This window comes from Methylophilus sp. DW102 (assembly GCF_037076555.1).
Classification (GTDB): Bacteria; Pseudomonadota; Gammaproteobacteria; order Burkholderiales; family Methylophilaceae; genus Methylophilus; species Methylophilus glucosoxydans.
Genome location: NZ_AP029023.1, coordinates 887,281 through 905,869 on the forward strand (window position 1 = coordinate 887,281; position 18,589 = coordinate 905,869).

At 47.6% G+C, this 18,589-nt stretch carries 17 protein-coding genes; 16 read left to right on the plus strand and 1 reads right to left on the minus strand.

Features of this window, described 5'->3' with window-relative positions; all coding sequences use genetic code 11:
- Positions 1 to 16: 16 nt before the first annotated feature.
- The 3 genes from AACH41_RS04230 to AACH41_RS04240 all read left to right on the plus strand — a co-directional run bounded on the left by AACH41_RS04230 (position 17) and on the right by AACH41_RS04240 (position 2,762).
- Positions 17 to 667, plus strand: coding sequence for a PEP-CTERM sorting domain-containing protein (locus AACH41_RS04230; protein ID WP_338656932.1), 651 nt, complete (start codon positions 17 to 19; stop codon positions 665 to 667).
- Between the two features lie 92 nt (positions 668 to 759).
- Positions 760 to 1,182: a c-type cytochrome gene (locus AACH41_RS04235; protein WP_194747262.1), complete on the plus strand. Its 423-nt coding sequence runs from the start codon at positions 760 to 762 to the stop codon at positions 1,180 to 1,182.
- 296 nt (positions 1,183 to 1,478) lie between these two features.
- A complete protein-coding gene (locus AACH41_RS04240; protein ID WP_338656933.1) occupies positions 1,479 to 2,762 on the plus strand; it encodes an alginate export family protein in 1,284 nt (427 codons plus the stop codon).
- A 38-nt stretch (positions 2,763 to 2,800) separates the two neighbouring features.
- On the opposite strand, the gene AACH41_RS04245 is transcribed toward AACH41_RS04240, so the two are convergent.
- On the minus strand, positions 2,801 to 4,864 hold the full coding sequence (locus AACH41_RS04245; protein WP_338656934.1) for an EAL domain-containing protein: 2,064 nt from the start codon (positions 4,862 to 4,864) through the stop codon (positions 2,801 to 2,803).
- Between the two features lie 217 nt (positions 4,865 to 5,081).
- Here AACH41_RS04245 and AACH41_RS04250 point away from each other — a divergent pair, with 217 nt between their 5' ends.
- The 13 genes from AACH41_RS04250 to AACH41_RS04310 all read left to right on the plus strand — a co-directional run bounded on the left by AACH41_RS04250 (position 5,082) and on the right by AACH41_RS04310 (position 18,572).
- Positions 5,082 to 6,098, plus strand: coding sequence for a methyl-accepting chemotaxis protein (locus AACH41_RS04250; protein ID WP_275357043.1), 1,017 nt, complete (start codon positions 5,082 to 5,084; stop codon positions 6,096 to 6,098).
- Between the two features lie 26 nt (positions 6,099 to 6,124).
- Positions 6,125 to 6,493 carry a response regulator gene (locus tag AACH41_RS04255; protein WP_194747259.1) on the plus strand — a complete coding sequence of 123 codons (369 nt, stop codon included), beginning with the start codon at positions 6,125 to 6,127 and terminating at the stop codon, positions 6,491 to 6,493.
- Between the two features lie 49 nt (positions 6,494 to 6,542).
- Positions 6,543 to 6,866 (plus strand): STAS domain-containing protein, encoded by a 324-nt coding sequence (locus AACH41_RS04260; RefSeq protein ID WP_194747258.1) that lies wholly within the window; start codon positions 6,543 to 6,545, stop codon positions 6,864 to 6,866.
- A gap of 25 nt (positions 6,867 to 6,891) precedes the next feature.
- Entirely contained in the window at positions 6,892 to 9,081 is a 2,190-nt protein-coding gene (locus AACH41_RS04265) for a chemotaxis protein CheA (RefSeq protein WP_338656939.1), read from the plus strand.
- Between the two features lie 44 nt (positions 9,082 to 9,125).
- Positions 9,126 to 10,766 carry a methyl-accepting chemotaxis protein gene (locus tag AACH41_RS04270; protein WP_338656940.1) on the plus strand — a complete coding sequence of 547 codons (1,641 nt, stop codon included), beginning with the start codon at positions 9,126 to 9,128 and terminating at the stop codon, positions 10,764 to 10,766.
- A 72-nt stretch (positions 10,767 to 10,838) separates the two neighbouring features.
- Positions 10,839 to 11,381 carry a chemotaxis protein CheW gene (locus AACH41_RS04275; protein ID WP_338656941.1) on the plus strand — a complete coding sequence of 181 codons (543 nt, stop codon included), beginning with the start codon at positions 10,839 to 10,841 and terminating at the stop codon, positions 11,379 to 11,381.
- A 68-nt stretch (positions 11,382 to 11,449) separates the two neighbouring features.
- A complete protein-coding gene (locus tag AACH41_RS04280) occupies positions 11,450 to 13,231 on the plus strand; it encodes a methyl-accepting chemotaxis protein (protein WP_338656943.1) in 1,782 nt (593 codons plus the stop codon).
- 362 nt (positions 13,232 to 13,593) lie between these two features.
- Entirely contained in the window at positions 13,594 to 14,079 is a 486-nt protein-coding gene (locus tag AACH41_RS04285) for a chemotaxis protein CheW (RefSeq protein WP_338657574.1), read from the plus strand.
- An 18-nt stretch (positions 14,080 to 14,097) separates the two neighbouring features.
- The gene (locus AACH41_RS04290) at positions 14,098 to 14,913 is read left to right on the plus strand and encodes a protein-glutamate O-methyltransferase CheR (protein WP_194747251.1); all 816 of its coding nucleotides are present in this window, start codon (positions 14,098 to 14,100) and stop codon (positions 14,911 to 14,913) included.
- 5 nt (positions 14,914 to 14,918) lie between these two features.
- Complete coding sequence (locus AACH41_RS04295; RefSeq protein WP_313983623.1) at positions 14,919 to 15,458, plus strand: chemotaxis protein CheD; 540 nt, start codon at positions 14,919 to 14,921, stop codon at positions 15,456 to 15,458.
- Positions 15,459 to 15,472: 14 nt separating this feature from the next.
- Positions 15,473 to 16,546 carry a chemotaxis response regulator protein-glutamate methylesterase gene (locus tag AACH41_RS04300; RefSeq protein ID WP_194747249.1) on the plus strand — a complete coding sequence of 358 codons (1,074 nt, stop codon included), beginning with the start codon at positions 15,473 to 15,475 and terminating at the stop codon, positions 16,544 to 16,546.
- Positions 16,530 to 17,840: a diguanylate cyclase gene (locus AACH41_RS04305; protein ID WP_338656947.1), complete on the plus strand. Its 1,311-nt coding sequence runs from the start codon at positions 16,530 to 16,532 to the stop codon at positions 17,838 to 17,840. The genes AACH41_RS04300 and AACH41_RS04305 overlap by 17 nt, the downstream gene beginning before the upstream one ends.
- A 51-nt stretch (positions 17,841 to 17,891) precedes the next feature.
- Positions 17,892 to 18,572, plus strand: coding sequence for a DUF2490 domain-containing protein (locus AACH41_RS04310; RefSeq protein ID WP_338656949.1), 681 nt, complete (start codon positions 17,892 to 17,894; stop codon positions 18,570 to 18,572).
- The last annotated feature ends 17 nt before the right edge of the window (positions 18,573 to 18,589 follow it).

An 18,589-nucleotide genomic window follows, 5' to 3' on the forward strand; every position in this document is an offset into this window, starting at 1 on the left:
ACTCTCGGGCCACGCAATGGCAAACAACCTCCAGGTACAAAGTTACAGAGGCGATGTTGGCAATTTGAATAATGTATGGACGCTCACTACAGCCTCTAAATTCAACCAGGATGATTATCCCCTTGATGCTGGTGCGCTGAATGTTTCAGGCAATGAGCCTGAGCAAACAAATATTGGCACCGGGTTGGAAAACTATCTAGGTTTGGCTGATGGCAGTTTGGATATTGACTCCTTCAGTGCGCAAGCTTACGAAGGCTCTGCAATGAAACTGAGTTTCAACTTAAAAGCGGGCGACACGCTTTCTTTCGACTACAGCTTTGCAACGCGCGATGTAGGCGCAAGTAACATTGGTAAAGACTACAGTTTTATTGTGATCAACGGCAAATTGTCTACCTTAAGCGATGTGGGTAAAACAACTGCAAGCCATGCCTCCGGTAATGATTTAGCGAGTACTGGTCTCACCAGTTTCTCATTCAAAGCAGACCACACGGGTAATTTCGATATCTATTTCGGCGTGGTTGATATTGGCGATTTCAATGCGAGTTCTACACTGCGATTGTATGGTTCACAGCTAGTTGCTGCAGTCCCTGAGCCAGATACAGCGATTCTGTCACTGATGGGCTTGGGTTTGGTTTGCTTGGTACGCAGGCAAAAAAGAGACGTTTAATCACTGGTTTTTAAAGGGTTAACACATGGCTGCTACCAACTGTTAGCAAGTGTAGCAGCCATATTTTGACAATCTCAGCGCAGCCAACACCAATGAACATTGTCAGTTTTTTTTCAATATCAACTCAGTTAACCCGACTCATTTTTTTATCAGTGATTGCATCTAGCGCACTCTCTGCTGAAGCGATCCAAAATGGACTATCTCCATTGGAGGGACCACAAAATAAAAATCCATATCGAGGCAATCGCACGTCAGAAAATATTGGTTATCGGTTATATAAAGCGCACTGTGCCCTCTGTCATGGGGAAAATGCTGTCGCCCAGGGCAAAGCCCCAGATTTGCGTTTTTTACCTACAGCAGAAGAGGGGGATGCTTTTTACTTCAAATCCGTGCATGAAGGAAAAAACAGTAGCAATAGCAAAATATCCATGCCGGCTTTCGCAGATAAATTGACCCAAGAGGAAATATGGGCAATTCGTACCTGGTTGGAAACTATACCCAATGGCGATGAGTAATTCTAATCAGTAACATGACATACCGCTTGACTCGAGCCCTATTGTGAGAGCATGAAAGGCTATTGTCTTTTTGTGTTGTGACTAAATCAACGCTTATTCTCAACTTCTTAATCGTTTACAGACTGCTCCTGGCAGTCCTGATTAACCAATGACAAGCCAGCCACCAGCCGGTTTTCTGTATTCATTGACTCGGGTATCAATTCAAAAAATGGGGCAGATTCAAAACGATAATGCATGAATTGCCTTGCTGCGATCACCGTTATGATTTGCCATAATTGATTAATGGGGTGACAACCATGCACCATATTCCCAGGCTAGGTAGCCGTCTTTTGTTGGGCATTTTGCTGACTTTTCATACTGCGATCTATGCAGAGGAAGGCGGCGTGAGCAGTGTGTATGAGGCGATTCACCAGGGCAAATCGGTATCACAATTCCGGTTTCGTTATGAGTATGTAGACCAGGCCAACAAGCCAGACGACGCCAACGCATTGACCTTGCAGTCCTTGCTCGGATGGCAAACCGCGCCGTACAAAGACCTCAGTGTCACGGCGCAGGTGATCAATGTAAGCCATTTGAATCAGGATTTTTACGATAACAATCTGGGGCGCAATCATTCCAGTCCGTTGCCAACGGTGCAAGATCCTGAAATCACGGATATTAACCAGCTCTTTATTGATTACACCGGTATTCCTCATAGCAAAGTGCGGCTAGGCAGGCAAATCATCCGGATTGATAATACCCGTTATGTGGGCGATATTATTTTCAGGCAATCGTCTCAAGTGTTTGACGGGCTGACCTTGACCAATCACTCGCTGGCAAATACCGAGTTTTTGCTGGGGCATTATGAGCATTTACGCCAGGCTACAGGCAAATACCGTAATACCGATTTTGATATTGTGCATGCCAGTTATCAGTATGCGCCCAAGGCGAGTGTCACCGCTTACGGCTATTTTATGGATCAGCCTGAAACAGGCCAGAATACTGGCGTTTTGAATAATTCGCATAAGGATATTGGTTTGCGTTTTGATGGCGCAATCGAGGTGCACCCTGACTGGCGCTGGTTGCATACGCTGGAGCTGGCCAGGCAAACCGCCTTCCAGGGCGGCGCCAGTGCCATTGATGTGTCTTATCGCAGAATGGGCTTGGGGCTGGGTTACAAACAATGGTTTGCCAGGATCGATCAGGAAATTCTATCGAGTAACCGCGGCTTATATGCGTTTCAAACGCCGTTTGCCACCTTGCATCCTTTTCAGGGCTGGACTGATTTGTTTACCACCACGCCGAGGCAAGGCATGATAGACCGCTATTTGACGCTAGGTGGCAAGTTTGAGCAGTGGACATTGCATACCGAGTGGCACACCATGTATGCCGATCAGCGCTATCAAACGCCGTCAGGCATGGGCGATCATTACGGTAACGAGTGGGATGTTTCCTGTGCTTATCAATATACGCCCAAGTTGCAGGCTAAGTTTGAGTATGCACGGTTTTATGAGAATGAAACGTTAGGCAGCAGCCTCACAGCGACCTCACGCAAGCCTGATACCACCAAGACATGGTTGACGTTGTTGTATCAGTTTTAATTCTTTCTTGCTGGCCAATCCCCATCGAAATGCGAGCTTTACTTGAGCGATACTGACTCAGTGGGGCTGCTGGGGACAGTCACCAGTGTCTTGAAGTTACTGTAAGGCATGGGTTTATAAAAGTAATAGCCTTGCACGAACTTGCACGAAGTGGTGTTCAAAAAGTTTAACTGCTCCAGAGACTCTATGCCTTCTGCCACTACTTCAAAGTGCAGAATTTCGGCCAGTTTGACGATGGCCTTCACCAGCTCGGTATTGTCCAGATGTAAGGGAATGTCGTTCATAAAGGCACGATCTATCTTGATCTGGCTGATTGGGTATTTGGTTAGATAGCTCAGTGAGGAGTAGCCTGTCCCAAAGTCATCCAGCGAAACTGTAATGCCCAGTGATGCGATCTGTAACAGGGTTTTTAGTACTTCTTCACTCTTCTCCAACAGCACAGATTCTGTGATCTCCAGTTTGATCCAGGCCGGATCGCACTGCCAATGGCTTAATTTTTGTTGCAAGCTGTCAAAAAACTGCGGCGCCTGAATCTGGTGCGAAGACAAATTGATTGCAATCGGGATCATGTCAAGTCGGTTCTGATTGATTTCGACGGCATAAGCGATGCCTTGATTCAAAATCCAGTCACCTATCTCCAGAATCTGCCCGTTGCGTTCAGCCACAGGAATAAATTTATCTGGCGGGATAAAGCCTTTGAGCGGATGTTTCCAGCGGATCAAGGCCTCGGCACCGGCAATCCGGTTGTCGCGAATATCCACTTGCGGTTGCAGGTAGATTTCAAATTCCTTGTTTTCAAGCGCATGTGAAAGTGCGGCTTCCATTTCAATATAATCAAGAGACTCTTGTAAAAACCCCGGGGCAAAAAACAGGTACTGCTGGAGTGTTTTTTCCGCCTTGGTTGCTGTCAGCGTCGTGTAGGGAATCAATAGCTTGAAGTTTTCAGTATCTTGCGGCAGCTTCATGATCCCGGCAAAGGTCTTGATCTTGATGGCGCGTATGCCAAGCGAATAAGGGGCTTGCAGGCGTGCAATCAGTGTTTCAATTTCGGTCACCAGCTTTTTATCATCCCCGCATTCTTCTCTGACCCATAGAAAACTCGAATAGGCGACGCGTGCAATCATGCTGTTTGACACGACTCTTTCTTGTAGCCGTGCCAAAAACTGGTTCAATAGTTCAGTGGTGCTGGCAGGTCCAATAAACTCTGACAGCTCTTCGAGTGACTGTACCCTGATCAGGGTCGCAACGACGGGTTGGTCTGCGGAGAATCGCTGCGGGTAATGGTGCAAAAAGCCCAGTTTATTCAGCACTCCGGTTTCCCTGTCAAACAGCAAGGACTGCTGCAGTCGGAACATCAGACTGTTTTCTTGCACTTGTTGTGGCGGCGTTTGCTTGCCTTCCAGCAAACCATTAATCACGCCTATAAACTCATTTGGCTCTGACCCCAACACCGCCAGAATCCTTGCATAGGTTTTTTTGCCCGCAAAATACAACATGGCCAGCAGAAGCAGCATGCTGGCCAGATAAATACCGATATTGGTAAATTCAATATATTCCAGTGACTTGAACTCTTGCCAGGTTTGCGAAAGATTCCCGGCCAGTGCGGTGTCCACGCTGTCTATGGTCGCTTTCCCGGCATGAAACAGAGGTGTAAATCGTGTTGTCACTGAGGCTTCTGACTTATCAGTCGGTTGCTGGATGAGTAACTGGTTGAGTTCGTCTTTAAACAGATGGAAGTTGCTCTCTATTTCGTCAATCAAACTGGCATTTTGCGAGTTGATTGCAGGGAGTTGTTTCAACTGCTCCACCTTGTTAGTCAGCACATGGAGTTTGTTCAATATTTCTGGCAGGACGTGATTGCGCTCATATAAATCCTGCGTTCTGAGCGACTCTCGTACATCGGCAATCAGCATCAGTGTCTCTGTTCTGACCTCGTTCAGCGCCTCCATATTCGGGATCAAGGTATTCATGATCACCCCGCGTGAGAAGTAGGTTTTATGCGTCATCCAGATCAGACAGCCAACGGTCAAGGTAATGCTGATAATCATCATGAAGACGAATTTCAACAAGGTCCGTTTGATGTTGAGTTCCTGCATTTTCATAGCTAATTCCTTGTTTTAACGTGAAAAATTCACGTTGGCGGTTATGCGCCGCTCGTCTCTCTATAACGCCATAAATAGCGCAGGCTTTAGGCCTGATTCTAGGATTAGATTAGGATAAATAAACCCACGCTTATTAGAGGATTAACGCATCCGTCAGTCTCTTAAAATTGAGCTAGACAAATGTAATTTCATTGGCACTACTGTAAGGATCCCATGAATGCAAAATTATTACGATCACACCGCGAGCAGCAATGATATGCCTGAATTTCACAATGAGGAATTACAGCAGTTGTGCCAATCGGTGCTGCCACTATGGGCAGATCAGATCCATGCTGCAAAAACACTGACCAGTAGCTCGATTGATGAGTTAAGTGCCAAGTTTGCAGGATTGTCGCAAAGCGTACGTGCGGTCACCAGTCATGGACAATCGCAGAGTAATGCGCAATTGCTTGAATTGCTCAATTTAAGCCAGGATCAGTTAGCCATGGTGATTGCCTTGCTCAAAAACAGCATCGAAGAAAAGCAGACGCTGCTAGAGGCCGTTTCAACTTTATCCAGTTATACCAAAGAACTGTTGGATATGGCAGATATTGTCACTCGCATCGCCAAGGAAACCGGGATGGTCGCTGTCAACGCTGCGATTGAAGCAGCGCGTGTCGGTGAGCGCGGCCGCGGGTTTGCTGTGGTGGCCGATGCAGTGAAAAGACTGTCCTCAGATGCCGGCCGTACCGGCTCGCATATTTCTGAAACCGTGAATCGTGTGTCGCAAGCGATTAAAAATGTATCGCAAGTTTCAAAAGAGTTTGAAAAGAAAGATGCGCAAACCCTGGTGGAGGCCGAACAGATTGTGAATACCGTGCTGGATAAATTTGGCCATACCGCGAATGAGGTGGTCGAAGAGAGTCAGCAGATGGTTAAAGAAAGCCAGCATGTGGCACAAGAGATTGATCAAGTGTTGTTTTCATTGCAGTTTCAGGACCGCGTCAGTCAAATGCTAAGCCACGTTCAGCAGGATATCGAAAAACTGAATCAGCGCGTGGACGATGTGAACGGACTGGGCAGTGTTGATGAATGGTTAAAACAATTGAAGTCCACTTACACCATGCGTGAGCAAACTCAGATCCACGACAAGCGCTCCAGACCAACTGTTGCTGCCAGCAAAAAATCTTTCACTGCGAGTGCTGCGCCACCGGCCAGCACCAGCAACGATGCAGATGACATCACTTTCTTTTAAACGCTTTAGATAATAAGGAATTAGCCATGGCAAAAACCATACTTATTGTAGATGACTCTTCTTCTTTGCGATCCGTAGTTGGTACCGCTCTCAAAGGGGCCGGTTACGATGTGATTGAAGCCGAAGACGGCAAGGACGCACTGACCAAGTTAAACGGGCAAAAAATCCACCTCATCATTAGTGATGTGAACATGCCCAATATGAACGGCCTTGAGTTCCTCAAAGCCAGCAAGCAAATCCCCGCCTACAAATTCACACCAGTGATCATGCTCACCACCGAGAGCGCCGAAGAGAAAAAAATGCAGGGTCAGGCTGGGGGCGCCAAGGCATGGATGGTGAAACCTTTCCAACCGCCACAATTGTTGAACGCCGTGTCCAAGCTGGTGTTGCCATAGCGCATCACCCTTAGCCATCCGTCGATTTTCTATCTCAGGGAGTTCCAGTATGCCAGTCATGATTGATACCAATGAAGCGCGTTGTGCGCTGACCTTTAGTGGTGAACTAAATATTTATAACGCAGCAGAGACCATGGCCCAGGTGAAGGCGGAGCTCAGCAAGACCTTGCCTTTGCATCTTGAGTTGGCCGAGGTGGACGAAGTCGATGCGGCTGGTCTACAAATTTTGATGGCAATCCGCTTGCATGCACTCTCACATGGCGTGGATTTCCAACTTGCAAACCCCAGTGATGCGGTCATGGATTTGATTGAGCTCTCTGACACCGCTGGCTTTTTTGGCATCACCCAGGTGCTGACAGAAGTTGCCGCTTGAGACCACTATTTAAGGAGGAAACAAGATGCAACTAGATGAATCCCTGCAGATTTACATCATTGAAAGCCGTGATTTGCTACAGCAGATGGAAGAAGCGCTGCTGACGCTGGAACAGAATCCCGGAGACGAAGAAAAGATTAATGCCATCTTCCGTGCGGCCCACACCATTAAAGGCTCGGCCGGCTTGTTTGGCTTGGACTTTATCATCAGCTTCACCCATGTGGCTGAAAGCGTGCTGGATAAAGTGCGGAATGGTGAAATTGAAGTCACTGAAGAGATCGTGGCCCTCTTTCTTGAAGTGGGCGACTTTATCAGCAAGCTGATTGATCATGTGGCCGAAGGCACTACCCCAAATGCCGAAACCCTGGTGGTCAATGACAGTTTGATTCACCGGCTCAATGTTTACCTGGAAGCCAAGCAGACGGCCAAAGCCGTGGCTGAGTTGCCAGTTGCGACTGTCACCGCCGCCGAGCCAGGCGCGCTAGAAAGTATGGACACCGCAGAAACCGGTTGCTGGCATCTCTCCTTGCGCTTCGGCCCGGATACCTTCCGCAGTGGCATGGATCCGTTCAGCTTCTTGCGTTACATGAATACCATGGGCCGCATTGTGCACATGGTCACCCTCACACAAGCCCTGCCTGCACTCGAAGAGATGGATGCCGAGAGCTGCTTTCTGGGTTTTGAAATCAGTTACGAAAGCCAGGCCAGCAAAGTCGAGATCGAAGGTATTTTTGATTTTGTACGTGATGATTGCGAGATTCATATCCTGCCGCCGCATGGGCAGATTCAGCACTATATCGACTTGATCGACCGCCTCTCCAATGAAGACATGAAACTGGGTGAGATTTTACTCAAGTGCGGCACACTGACGCCCAATGAGCTGGAGGCCGCGCTGGCCAAACAGGCCAACCCTGCAACTGGCGACAAGCAGCCCATCGGCCAGACACTGGTCAATGAGCAACTGGTGCAACCCGCGGTGGTCAATGCGGCGCTGGAAAAACAGCGTCAGGTCAAAGAAACCAAAAATGCCGAATCCAACTATATCCGCATTGATGCCAACAAGCTGGATGAGCTGATCAATCTGGTGGGCGAACTGATTATTGCAGGGGCTGGCGCCACACTGATTTCCAATAAGATCGGTGATAGTGCCATGAATGAAGCCACTTCCAATATTTCTACGCTGGTGGAGCAAGTACGCGACTCAGCGCTGGCCTTGCGTATGGTGCAAATCGGCGCCACCTTTAGCCGTTTTAACCGTGTGGTACGTGATGTCAGCAAAGAGCTGGGTAAAGATATCCGCCTGGAGATCAGTGGCGAAGAAACCGAACTCGATAAAACCGTGGTGGAGAAAATCAGTGATCCACTCACGCATCTGGTACGCAACTCCATGGACCACGGCATTGAATCAGCCGAGGTGCGGGTTGCCAAAGGCAAACCCGCTTATGGCACGCTCAAACTCAATGCTTTCCACGACTCCGGCAGCATCGTGATTGAAGTCAGTGATGATGGCGCAGGCCTTAACCGCGACAAGATTCTGGCCAAAGCCATAGACAAAGGCTTGGTCAGCCCTGAGCAGTCACTCAGTGACAAAGACATTTATAACCTGATTTTTGAAGCAGGCTTTTCTACCGCAGACGCCGTCAGCAACCTGTCTGGCCGCGGGGTGGGCATGGATGTGGTCAAACGTAATATTCAGGCCCTGCGCGGCACCATTGATATCCAGTCACGGCCTGGCTTGGGATGCACCATGAGCATCCGCCTGCCACTGACGCTCGCCATTATTGATGGCTTTCTCGTGGGCGTGGCCGACTCTTCTTATGTGGTCCCACTCGATATGGTGGTGGAATGTATTGAGCTTTCTACAGCGGATTATGAATCCTCTGTCAATGATCAAAGAAACTTTATTAACCTGCGCGGCGAGGTGTTGCCTTACCTCAAACTCAGGGATGAGTTCGAAAGTAAAGGTGAGCCTCCTGCACGGCAAAACATCGTTGTGATGCAGTATGCAAACCAAAAAATAGGATTAGTGGTGGATAAGTTGATTGGTGAATTCCAGACCGTGATTAAACCCCTGGGCAAGGTGTTTGAGAACGTCAAAGGCATTGGTGGCTTCACCATTCTTGGCTCAGGTAGCGTGGCACTGGTATTGGATGTGCCGCGCATGATGCAGTTAGCGAATGCTGAACAATACAGAGAGTCAGAAATAGCGCTTTGATTTTGTAACAGGTTATATGTGGAAATGTCTCTAAGGGGTCAAAAATGAAATTTACGGTCGCAAAAAAAATGATTTTATTGATTACGGTTGCTGTGATCGGTATGGTTGGGTTGGCATGGATGGGTAACGTGCAAATGCGCGAAAGTTTTGATAGTGCAAACTACAGTAATATCAACTCTATTCCAAGCCTGATTGCCCTAGATGAGATACGCAAGCACTCTCTGCGCTTGCGCATTAACCTCAATAAACACGTATTGAATAGTGACCCCAAGGAAATGGCGGCTGCAGAAGAAAAGTTGAGTGAGCACCATAAGAAACTTGTAGAAAATATTGATAAGTATGTTGAGCACTATGTTTCAAACGACAAAGATAAAGAGCTGATTTTGGCATTGAAGGCAGCTTCTGAAGAAATGCTCGCTGTTTATCCTCAAGTGCTGGAGCTTTCTCGAAACAACAAACAAGAGCAAGCACGCGACCTTGTCAATAAGTATCAAGCAGTTTTCGAACGCGTTGCCGAGGCGACAAATCGAGACTTTGATTTTAATGTTGAAATGGCGAAGCGGGCCGCAGAGCGTGCAAATATAACAATTGCCGACGCACAACGTAACTCCATGATCGTGTCCACTGTCATCATTGCGATTGCAACCTTCTTGGGCTGGTTCATTACATCCGGATTGCTTAAGCAGTTAGGTGGTGAGCCAGATACTGTAGCTAATATTGCAGGAAAAATTGCAAATGGCGACTTGACGATTTCCGTGCAAACCAAAGTCGGCGATGAAACTAGTGTAATGGCCGCAATGAAAACCATGGTTGAAAAACTGGTTTCGGTTGTTAGTGAGGTAAGAGGCTCTGCCGACAATATTGCCAGTGCTTCCGAGCAAGTGAGTGCGACTGCGCAAAATATCAGCCAGGCGACCAATGAACAAGCCGCTTCAGTCGAAGAAACCTCTGCCTCAGTTGAGCAGATGAGTGCTTCCATCAACCAAAACGCTGAAAACTCTAAAGTGACCGATGGCATCGCTGGCAAAGCATCTAAAGATGCCAACGAAGGCGGGGCTGCGGTAAAAGACACCGTGATTGCGATGAAGAGCATCGCTGACAAGATCAGCATTATTGATGACATTGCCTACCAGACTAACCTGCTGGCTTTGAATGCGGCGATTGAAGCCGCGCGTGCTGGTGAGCATGGCAAAGGCTTTGCGGTGGTAGCAGCCGAAGTGCGCAAGCTGGCTGAACGTAGCCAGGTGGCCGCGCAAGAGATTGGTGAAGTGGCTAAGAATTCCGTGGGTCTGGCTGAGCGTGCCGGTGACTTACTGGATGAGATCGTGCCTAGCATCAACAAAACCAGTGATCTGGTACAAGAGATTTATGCGGCTAGTGAAGAGCAAAGCAGTGGTGCACTACAGATTACCGCGGCCATGAACCAACTGAGTCAGGTCACACAGCAAAATGCCAGCTCTAGTGAAGAGTTGGCAGCGACGGCTGAAGAGATGAGTGGTCAGGCAGAGCAACTACAACAATTAATTTCGTTCTTCAAAGTGGGCACAGACGATTCCTCTGGAGTCTCTGCGGCAAGAGGCGCAATCAAAAAAGTTACAAAATCAGTGGTTTCAAAGTTGAACTCAAGCACTGCGAATCATGATTTTGCAACGTCGGTTGACGAGGCACAGTTCGTAAAATTCTAACCCTTGTACCAGCGCGACCATGTCAAACGGGGCTTCTGAGACTTCACAAGGAATCAAACGAAAGGGAACATCATGAGTGAATTGATTGTGGCGGAGCCACCAAAAATTCAGCAACATGAATCATTAAACACCGTTCAGCAGTATCTGACCTTTGTACTTGGGCGAGAAATATTTGCCCTCAATATCCTCAATATCAAAGAAATTATCGAGTATGGGCAACTGACTGAAGTACCTAAGATGCCTGCTTTTATACGTGGTGTGATTAATCTACGCGGTGCAGTGGTGCCAGTGATTGATATGGCTGCCAGATTTGGTAAGCCTAGTGCCGACATCACACGTAAAACCTGCATCGTGATTATAGAAGTTGCGCATGCAGAGGCGACGCAAGTGGTTGGTGTCATGGTCGATGCTGTCAATGAAGTGGTGGATATTGAGGCGGGCAATATTGAGCCTGCGCCAAGCTTTGGTGCCAATATCCGCGCAGACTTTATTGAAGGTATGGGCAAGATTGATGGCAAGTTTGTGATTATTTTGAATGTGAACAGTGTGTTGTCGGTAGATGAAATTGCCACATTGGCGGGTAGTAATGTCAGCGAGTCTCACCGTGCATTATAAAAAGCTTTATTAACGAGAATTCTAAAAGTGCATTTGGATTCTGAATCCATAAATATGAAGGATATAACATGAAACTGACTGTTGCAAAAAAAATGCTGTTATTGATATTTACAGCCATTGTTGGTTTGGTTGGTCTTGCTGTGATGGGTAGCATCCAGATGAACAAGATCTTTGATACTACAAACTACACCAATATCAAGTCTGTCCCCGGATTGATTGATCTGGACCAGGCCAGGAAGCATGTGTTGCGCTTGCGTATCCAGTTAAACCGTTATGTGCTGAATGTCGATCCTCGTATTGAGGATGAGGCACTGACCAAGATTGATGAGCATAACAGGGGCTTGAATGATGCAATCGACCATTATCTGGCGAATTATGTTGCGGATGACAAAGATAAAGAGATTGCCATGCGCATGAAGCAAGGCGCCAAAGAATATGAGGCTGCTTATCAACCTCTGTTTGCAGTGGTGCAAGCCAATAAACGCGAGCAGGCTCGAGATCTTATGAATGTGATTGCACCAATTGCAGAGAAAGTGAGTGGTGCAGTGAATGAAGGCTTCGACTACAACGTTGAGCTGGCTAAAAAAGCGGCTGATGAGGCACAAGCCACTAAATCGCATGCGAATACGATAGCGATGACCGTTGCCGGGATTGTGGTGGCGATTGCTGCTGCGCTAGGTTGGTTTATTACTCAAGGTTTACTGAAACAATTGGGTGGCGAACCTGATTATGCGGCATCAGTGGTGAAAACAGTCGCTTCCGGCGACTACACGGTTCAGGTTGAAACCAAACCCGGCGACACCAGCAGCTTATTGTACTCCATGAAGCAAATGGTCGAACAATTGCTGGCTCAAATCGGTGGTGAGCCCGCCTATGCTGCAGGTATTGTGAAACGCGTGGCCGAAGGTGATTTGACAGTTAAAACCGATATCCGTCCTGGAGATAGCAGCAGCATCCTGTTTGCAATTGACGGCATGGTCAACCGCCTGACAGGCATTATTTCTGAAGTGCGTGGCTCTGCCGATAACATTGCTAGTGCCTCCGAGCAAGTGAGCGCTACCGCACAAAGCATCAGCCAGGCGACCAATGAACAAGCCGCTTCAGTAGAAGAGACCTCTGCTTCCGTTGAGCAAATGAGTGCTTCGATTAACCAGAACGCCGAAAACTCTAAAGTAACTGACGGCATTGCCGGTAAAGCCGCGAAAGATGCTAACGAGGGTGGCGCTGCGGTGAAAGATACCGTGATTGCGATGAAGAGTATTGCCGACAAGATCAGCATTATTGATGATATTGCCTACCAGACCAACCTGCTGGCTTTGAACGCAGCGATTGAAGCGGCACGTGCCGGTGAGCATGGTAAAGGGTTTGCCGTGGTTGCTGCAGAAGTACGCAAACTGGCAGAACGTAGCCAGGTGGCCGCGCAAGAGATTGGTGAGGTGGCGAAAAACTCTGTGGGCTTAGCCGAACGTGCCGGTGATTTGCTGGATGAGATCGTGCCTAGTATTAACAAAACCAGTGATCTGGTACAAGAGATTTATGCCGCGAGTGAAGAGCAAAGCAGTGGAGCCTTGCAGATTACGGCTGCGATGAATCAACTGAGCCAGGTGACCCAGCAAAACGCCAGCTCCAGTGAAGAACTGGCAGCGACCGCTGAAGAGATGAGTGGTCAGGCCGAGCAATTACAGCAGTTGATTGCTTACTTTAAGGTTGGCTCAGAAGACGGTGGCTTTTCATCAGCAGTTAAAAAGAGCGTTAAAAAAGTGACCAAGCCATCCAGTAGCAAATCAGTGCTGCATGCAGCAAGTGCTACGTCGGCCGATATTGATGAGTCACAGTTTGTGAAGTTTTAACTTGAGTGGGATGCGTGTGACCTATGCTGGGAATCATAGATCACCAGGGCCAGTCGGCCAGAAGTTTGTCAAATCACATGTGATCAATTTTTGGGGGAAAGCATTATGTCTATCTTGAACTACAGGGCAGTAAGCCTACGGTGAGCAAATCTTTCAATAGCCCAGTGATACAAACGCCTAAAACCGGCACCTTTGGTGGCGGTATTGATGAGGAGCAGTTCGTGAGGTTTTAAGTCTTCACGGCGACGTACAGCGTCGCGTGATTGTGATGCGCTTGAAACCAACAACGAGAGGATAGAAAAATGAGTGAATTGGCAATTGCAAGAGGTGAGCAGCATCAGTTAAACGGTTTTTCTGATGCCATGCAGCAGTATTTGACGTTTGTCCTCGGACGAGAGGTGTTTGCGATCAATATCCTGAATGTGAAGGAAATTATCGAGTATGGGCAGTTGACTGAAGTGCCCAAAATGCCGGAGTTTATACGAGGTGTGATTAACTTGCGCGGGGCCGTAGTGCCTGTGATTGACATGGCGGCACGTTTCGACAAGCCGACGGCGGAGATCACACGTAAAACCTGTATTGTGATCATTGAGGTTGCACATGCGACGGGAACGCAAGTGGTTGGCATGATGGTGGATGCCGTCAATGAAGTGGTGGATATCGAGGCGGGCAATATTGAGCCAGCGCCAAGTTTTGGTGCCAATATCCGCACAGATTTTATTGAAGGCATGGGCAAGATAGAGGGTAAGTTCATTATTTTACTCAACGTTAACAAGGTACTTTCTGTCGATGAAGTGTCTAGCCTGGCAACTGGCTCGACCTTGGCCAGTGAGTCCGCAGCGAGTTAAGTAGTGAAGGGGTAGCACATGGATCAGATTGAATCATTGACAGTAAAAGAATTTGGCTTGTTTAAAAGCTTTATTTACGCACAAGCCGGCATTGCCCTGTCAGACGTTAAAAAACCGTTGGTCAGTGGCAGGCTTAGCAAACGCTTGCATTTTCATCAACTCAATTCGTTTACGCAGTATTACAAATTGATCAATGATCCCGCCAATGCCAAAGAAAAGCAGATTGCGATTGATTTGCTCACCACCAACGAAACGCATTTTTTCAGAGAGCCCAAACACTTTGACTTCTTTAAAGAAGTGATTCTGCCCAAGCGTAGCAAAGGCAAGCCTTTCCGGGTCTGGAGTGCGGCTTGCTCTTCTGGCGAAGAGCCCTATACGATTGCCATGTTGCTCGATGAACACTTGGGCAAAGAGCCCTGGGAAATCGTCGCCTCAGATTTAAGCACCAAGGTATTGCAGCAGGCGCAAAGCGGTTGTTACAACATGCAGCGTGCCTCTGAGATCCCCAGACCTTATCTGACCAAATATTGCCTGAAAGGTACCGGCGATCACGATGGTGAGCTGCTGATTGTGAAAGAGCTCCGCCAACGCATCAAATTCTTGCAGGTCAATCTCACCAAGCCTTTTCCTGATCTGGGCCAGTTTGATGTGATTTTTTTGCGTAACGTGATGATTTACTTTGATGTCGAGACTAAGCGACAGATTACTGATCAAATGTTGCCTTTGCTCAAGAATGACGGTTACTTCATGATCAGCCATTCCGAGAGCTTGAATGGCGTCACTGAGAAATTTGTCTCTGAAGCGCCTTCTATTTATAAAAAAACTGCTAATTAGTTGTTATGTTGATGCGTACCCAGCCTGCCTTGAGTTTTGGATTGTTGGATAAGAAGCCTGAAGAGGTTTTTGAGGTTTTTTTGCAGCCTGGCGAGTGGTATTGGGGCGATGCAGACACTAGAATTCGTACTATTCTGGGCTCCTGTGTGGCAGTCACGATCTGGCATCCGGCAAAACAGATGGGGGGCATGTGCCATATCCTGTTGCCGCAACGCCATGTTTCACATAAAGAAAAAAATGAAACTGCTGCTGGCAAGTCAGGCAAGTATGCAGATGAAGCGATTGCCTTGATGATGGAAGAAATGGCCAAGTGCAAGATTCGACCACAAGACTGCCAGGTGAAAGTCTTCGGCGGCAGCAATATGTTTCCGAAATTGCAGATCAATCAAAAAAACCATATTGGTGACCGTAACCTGCATGCCGTTCTGATGCTTCTGGCAGAGTATGGTTTTCATGTGCATGCCAATCATTACGGTGGCGAGGACTCACGCTATATTATTTTTGATATCTGGAGTGGGTTTGCTTGGGTGAAAAGCAAGGTTTAACGAGAATATTAATTATGAAAAAAATCAGGGTCATGATTGTGGATGATTCAGCAGTGGTCAGAAAAGTCCTTGCTGAGAAAATTTCAAAATCTTCAGAGATTGAGGTCATCTCTGCAGCGGCAGATCCCATTTTTGCCATGGATAAAATGATGAAAGATTGGCCGGATGTGGTGATTCTGGATGTGGAGATGCCCAGAATGGACGGCATCACCTTTCTCAAGAAAATCATGTCGCAGCGCCCCACGCCGGTCATTATCTGTTCGACGCTGACCGAAAAGGGCGCCGAAACCACCATTCAGGCGCTGGCGGCCGGGGCGGTGAGCATCGTGACCAAGCCCAAGGCGGGCTTGAAAGATTTTTTAGAAGATGATGCCAATGACATTATCAATGTGATTAAAGTCGCGGCAAAAGCCAATCTGAAAAGAATCTCGCATGCTGAGCCTGTGGCCAAGGTCGCCCCTAAACTGACGGCGGATGCGGTACTTGCTGCGACGAATCGTGCCATGGCGCAAACCACGGAGGGGATAGTGGCAATTGGGACCTCAACAGGCGGTACGCAAGCACTGGAGGCCGTGTTGACTTCGTTGCCACGTGTTTGTCCTGGCATGGTGATCGTGCAGCATATGCCCGAAAACTTTACTGCAGCATTTGCCAAAAGATTGAATGAACTGTGCGAGATTGAGGTCAAGGAAGCCGCCCATGGCGATCGCGTGATTGCCGGTCGCGCTTTGATTGCGCCTGGTGGTAAGCACATGCTGCTTAAACGCAGTGGTGCCCAATACCATGTTGACGTGATTGATGGCCCGCTCGTCAGTCGCCATCGCCCTTCGGTCAATGTGCTCTTCCGTTCGGTTGCCCAGCAGGCGGGTAAGAATGCTCTGGGCATCATTATGACGGGCATGGGGGATGATGGCGCCCAAGGTCTCAAAGAAATGCGAGAGGTGGGCGCAAAAACGCTTGGTCAAGATGAAAGAAGTTGCGTTGTATACGGAATGCCTAAAGAAGCAAACAAGCTGGGAGCCGTTGAACGGGAGGTTTCTCTGGCAAAAATTCCACAAGAGATCGTAATGTATGGTAGTGGGCGATAAGGTGAAAGCGCTGATTGTAGATTCTTCCAAGTCAACAAGAAAAATATTGTCATCTTTGTTGAAGAAATACGAGATTGAGGTTGAAGAGGCTGCAAGTCCCTTACAGGCAATCGAGTTATTAGACGGGCAGCATGTTGATTTGCTTTTGTTTTCTTACCATCATAAATCCATGAATGGGATTGAATTTTTTAAAGCATTGCCTCCCAAAACACGTAGCAGCTGCGTGAGTTTGTTGGTCGCATCAAATGCCATTCACCAAATTGCGCATGAATCTATTGAGGTGGGAATTACAGCCTGCTTTAGTAAATTAAATATCTCCTCTTTAGATACATTCATTCAGAACTTTGCACAGGCTAAGCGCAATAAACTCCAAGGTCGGGTGTTGCTCATTGAAGATAGTCCGTCTCTTTCTCAAGTCTATGGCGAGCGATTAGCAAGCATCGGGCTTGATTGCGAATTTTGTGTCGATGCTGAAGGCGCGATTCAGCGCATCAGCGACAACAATTACGATTTGGTGATTACAGACTTCAGCTTAGCCGGGATAGGCGATGGATTCTCCGTGATTAGCGCAATAAGAAATTCTCATGATGCGGCCAAGTCACGTATTCCGATATTGGCTATTTCAGGCTTAAATAGTCCTGCACGGCGAACACAATTGCTACTCAATGGTGCAAATGACTTTTACTCAAAAGACTCGTCTTTGGAGGAGTTTGAAATCAGGGTCAAGCATTTGCTGGAGAGCTATCAACTATTGCTCACATATGAGATGCAATATCAAACCATGCAATCACTGGCAACGCATGATGCATTGACCAAGTTATATAACAGACATTATTTGCGTGATGTACAGCAGCAAGTCATTTCTGAAGCCTATATGTCTTCCAAACCATTGGCGCTAATCGTGGCAGATGTTGATTTTTTTAAACAGATCAACGATACCTATGGCCATAAGATTGGCGATGAGGTATTAGCTGCGGCCGGTGCTTTATTTGCAAATTTCTTTGCGAGTGAACTGTGCTTTCGTATTGGTGGGGAAGAGTTTTTAGTGATTTTGAAAAATACAACAACGTTAGCGGCCAGTCAGTATGCACAAGGCTTTTGCGACTACTTTGCGAATCAACATTTATCCGGTTTGAATGTCACGATCAGTGCTGGTGTTGCCTCGTATGAGTATGGAGACGATTTTGAACATCTCTTTGCGCGTGCGGATGATGCGTTAAGCAAAGCTAAACTTTCAGGTCGAAATCAGGTGGTACTTGATCAGTCCTTGAATATGTTGTCGCTGATGGCCTGATGAGTGAGATCTGATCATCGCTTAATTTATAACTTATGATGGGGCGTTGCCGTGCGTGTATTTAGTTGTGTCATCGTTTTGATTTCTCTCATTTTTTCAAGTCTAGCTCAGGCAGAAGTTGAAGAAGACGGCCGTTATTGGCTCAATATTTATGCGCAAGGTAAATTGCCGGTAGAGAATTTATACTGGAGCATGGACACGCATCCGCGCTGGCGTGATGAGGGTAAGCATTTTGATACGCTGATTCTGCGCCCGTCCATTTTTTACAAGGTGACACCCAAGGCCAGTGTCTGGTTGGGTTATGACACGATTATCAATCATCCGGCAGGCGCCTCGGCCTATCAGGAAAACCGCTTGTGGCAGCAGTTTTCTTACCAGTTTGACCCGATTGGCGGCGTGAGCTTGAGCAGCCGTTCCAGGCTGGAAAACCGTGAGCGCGAGGACTTTAGCCAGCATGCCTATCGCTGGCGGCAAATGGTGCGCGCCAGTCTGCCTTCGAGCTTGAATCCGCAATTATCCTGGGTGGTGTATGACGAGTTGTTTATCAACTTTAACGATACGCACTGGGGTCCACGCAAAGGGTTTGACCAGAACCGCCTGTTTCTGGGCGTGAACTGGAAATTCAGTGACTTTAGCAATGCAGATATCGGCTATCTGAACCAGTTTATAAATACTAAAACCGTAGACCGTGAGAATCATGTCCTCATGACGGCGATCCGTTTTAATTTTTAGCGCAATCTGTCGTTAAA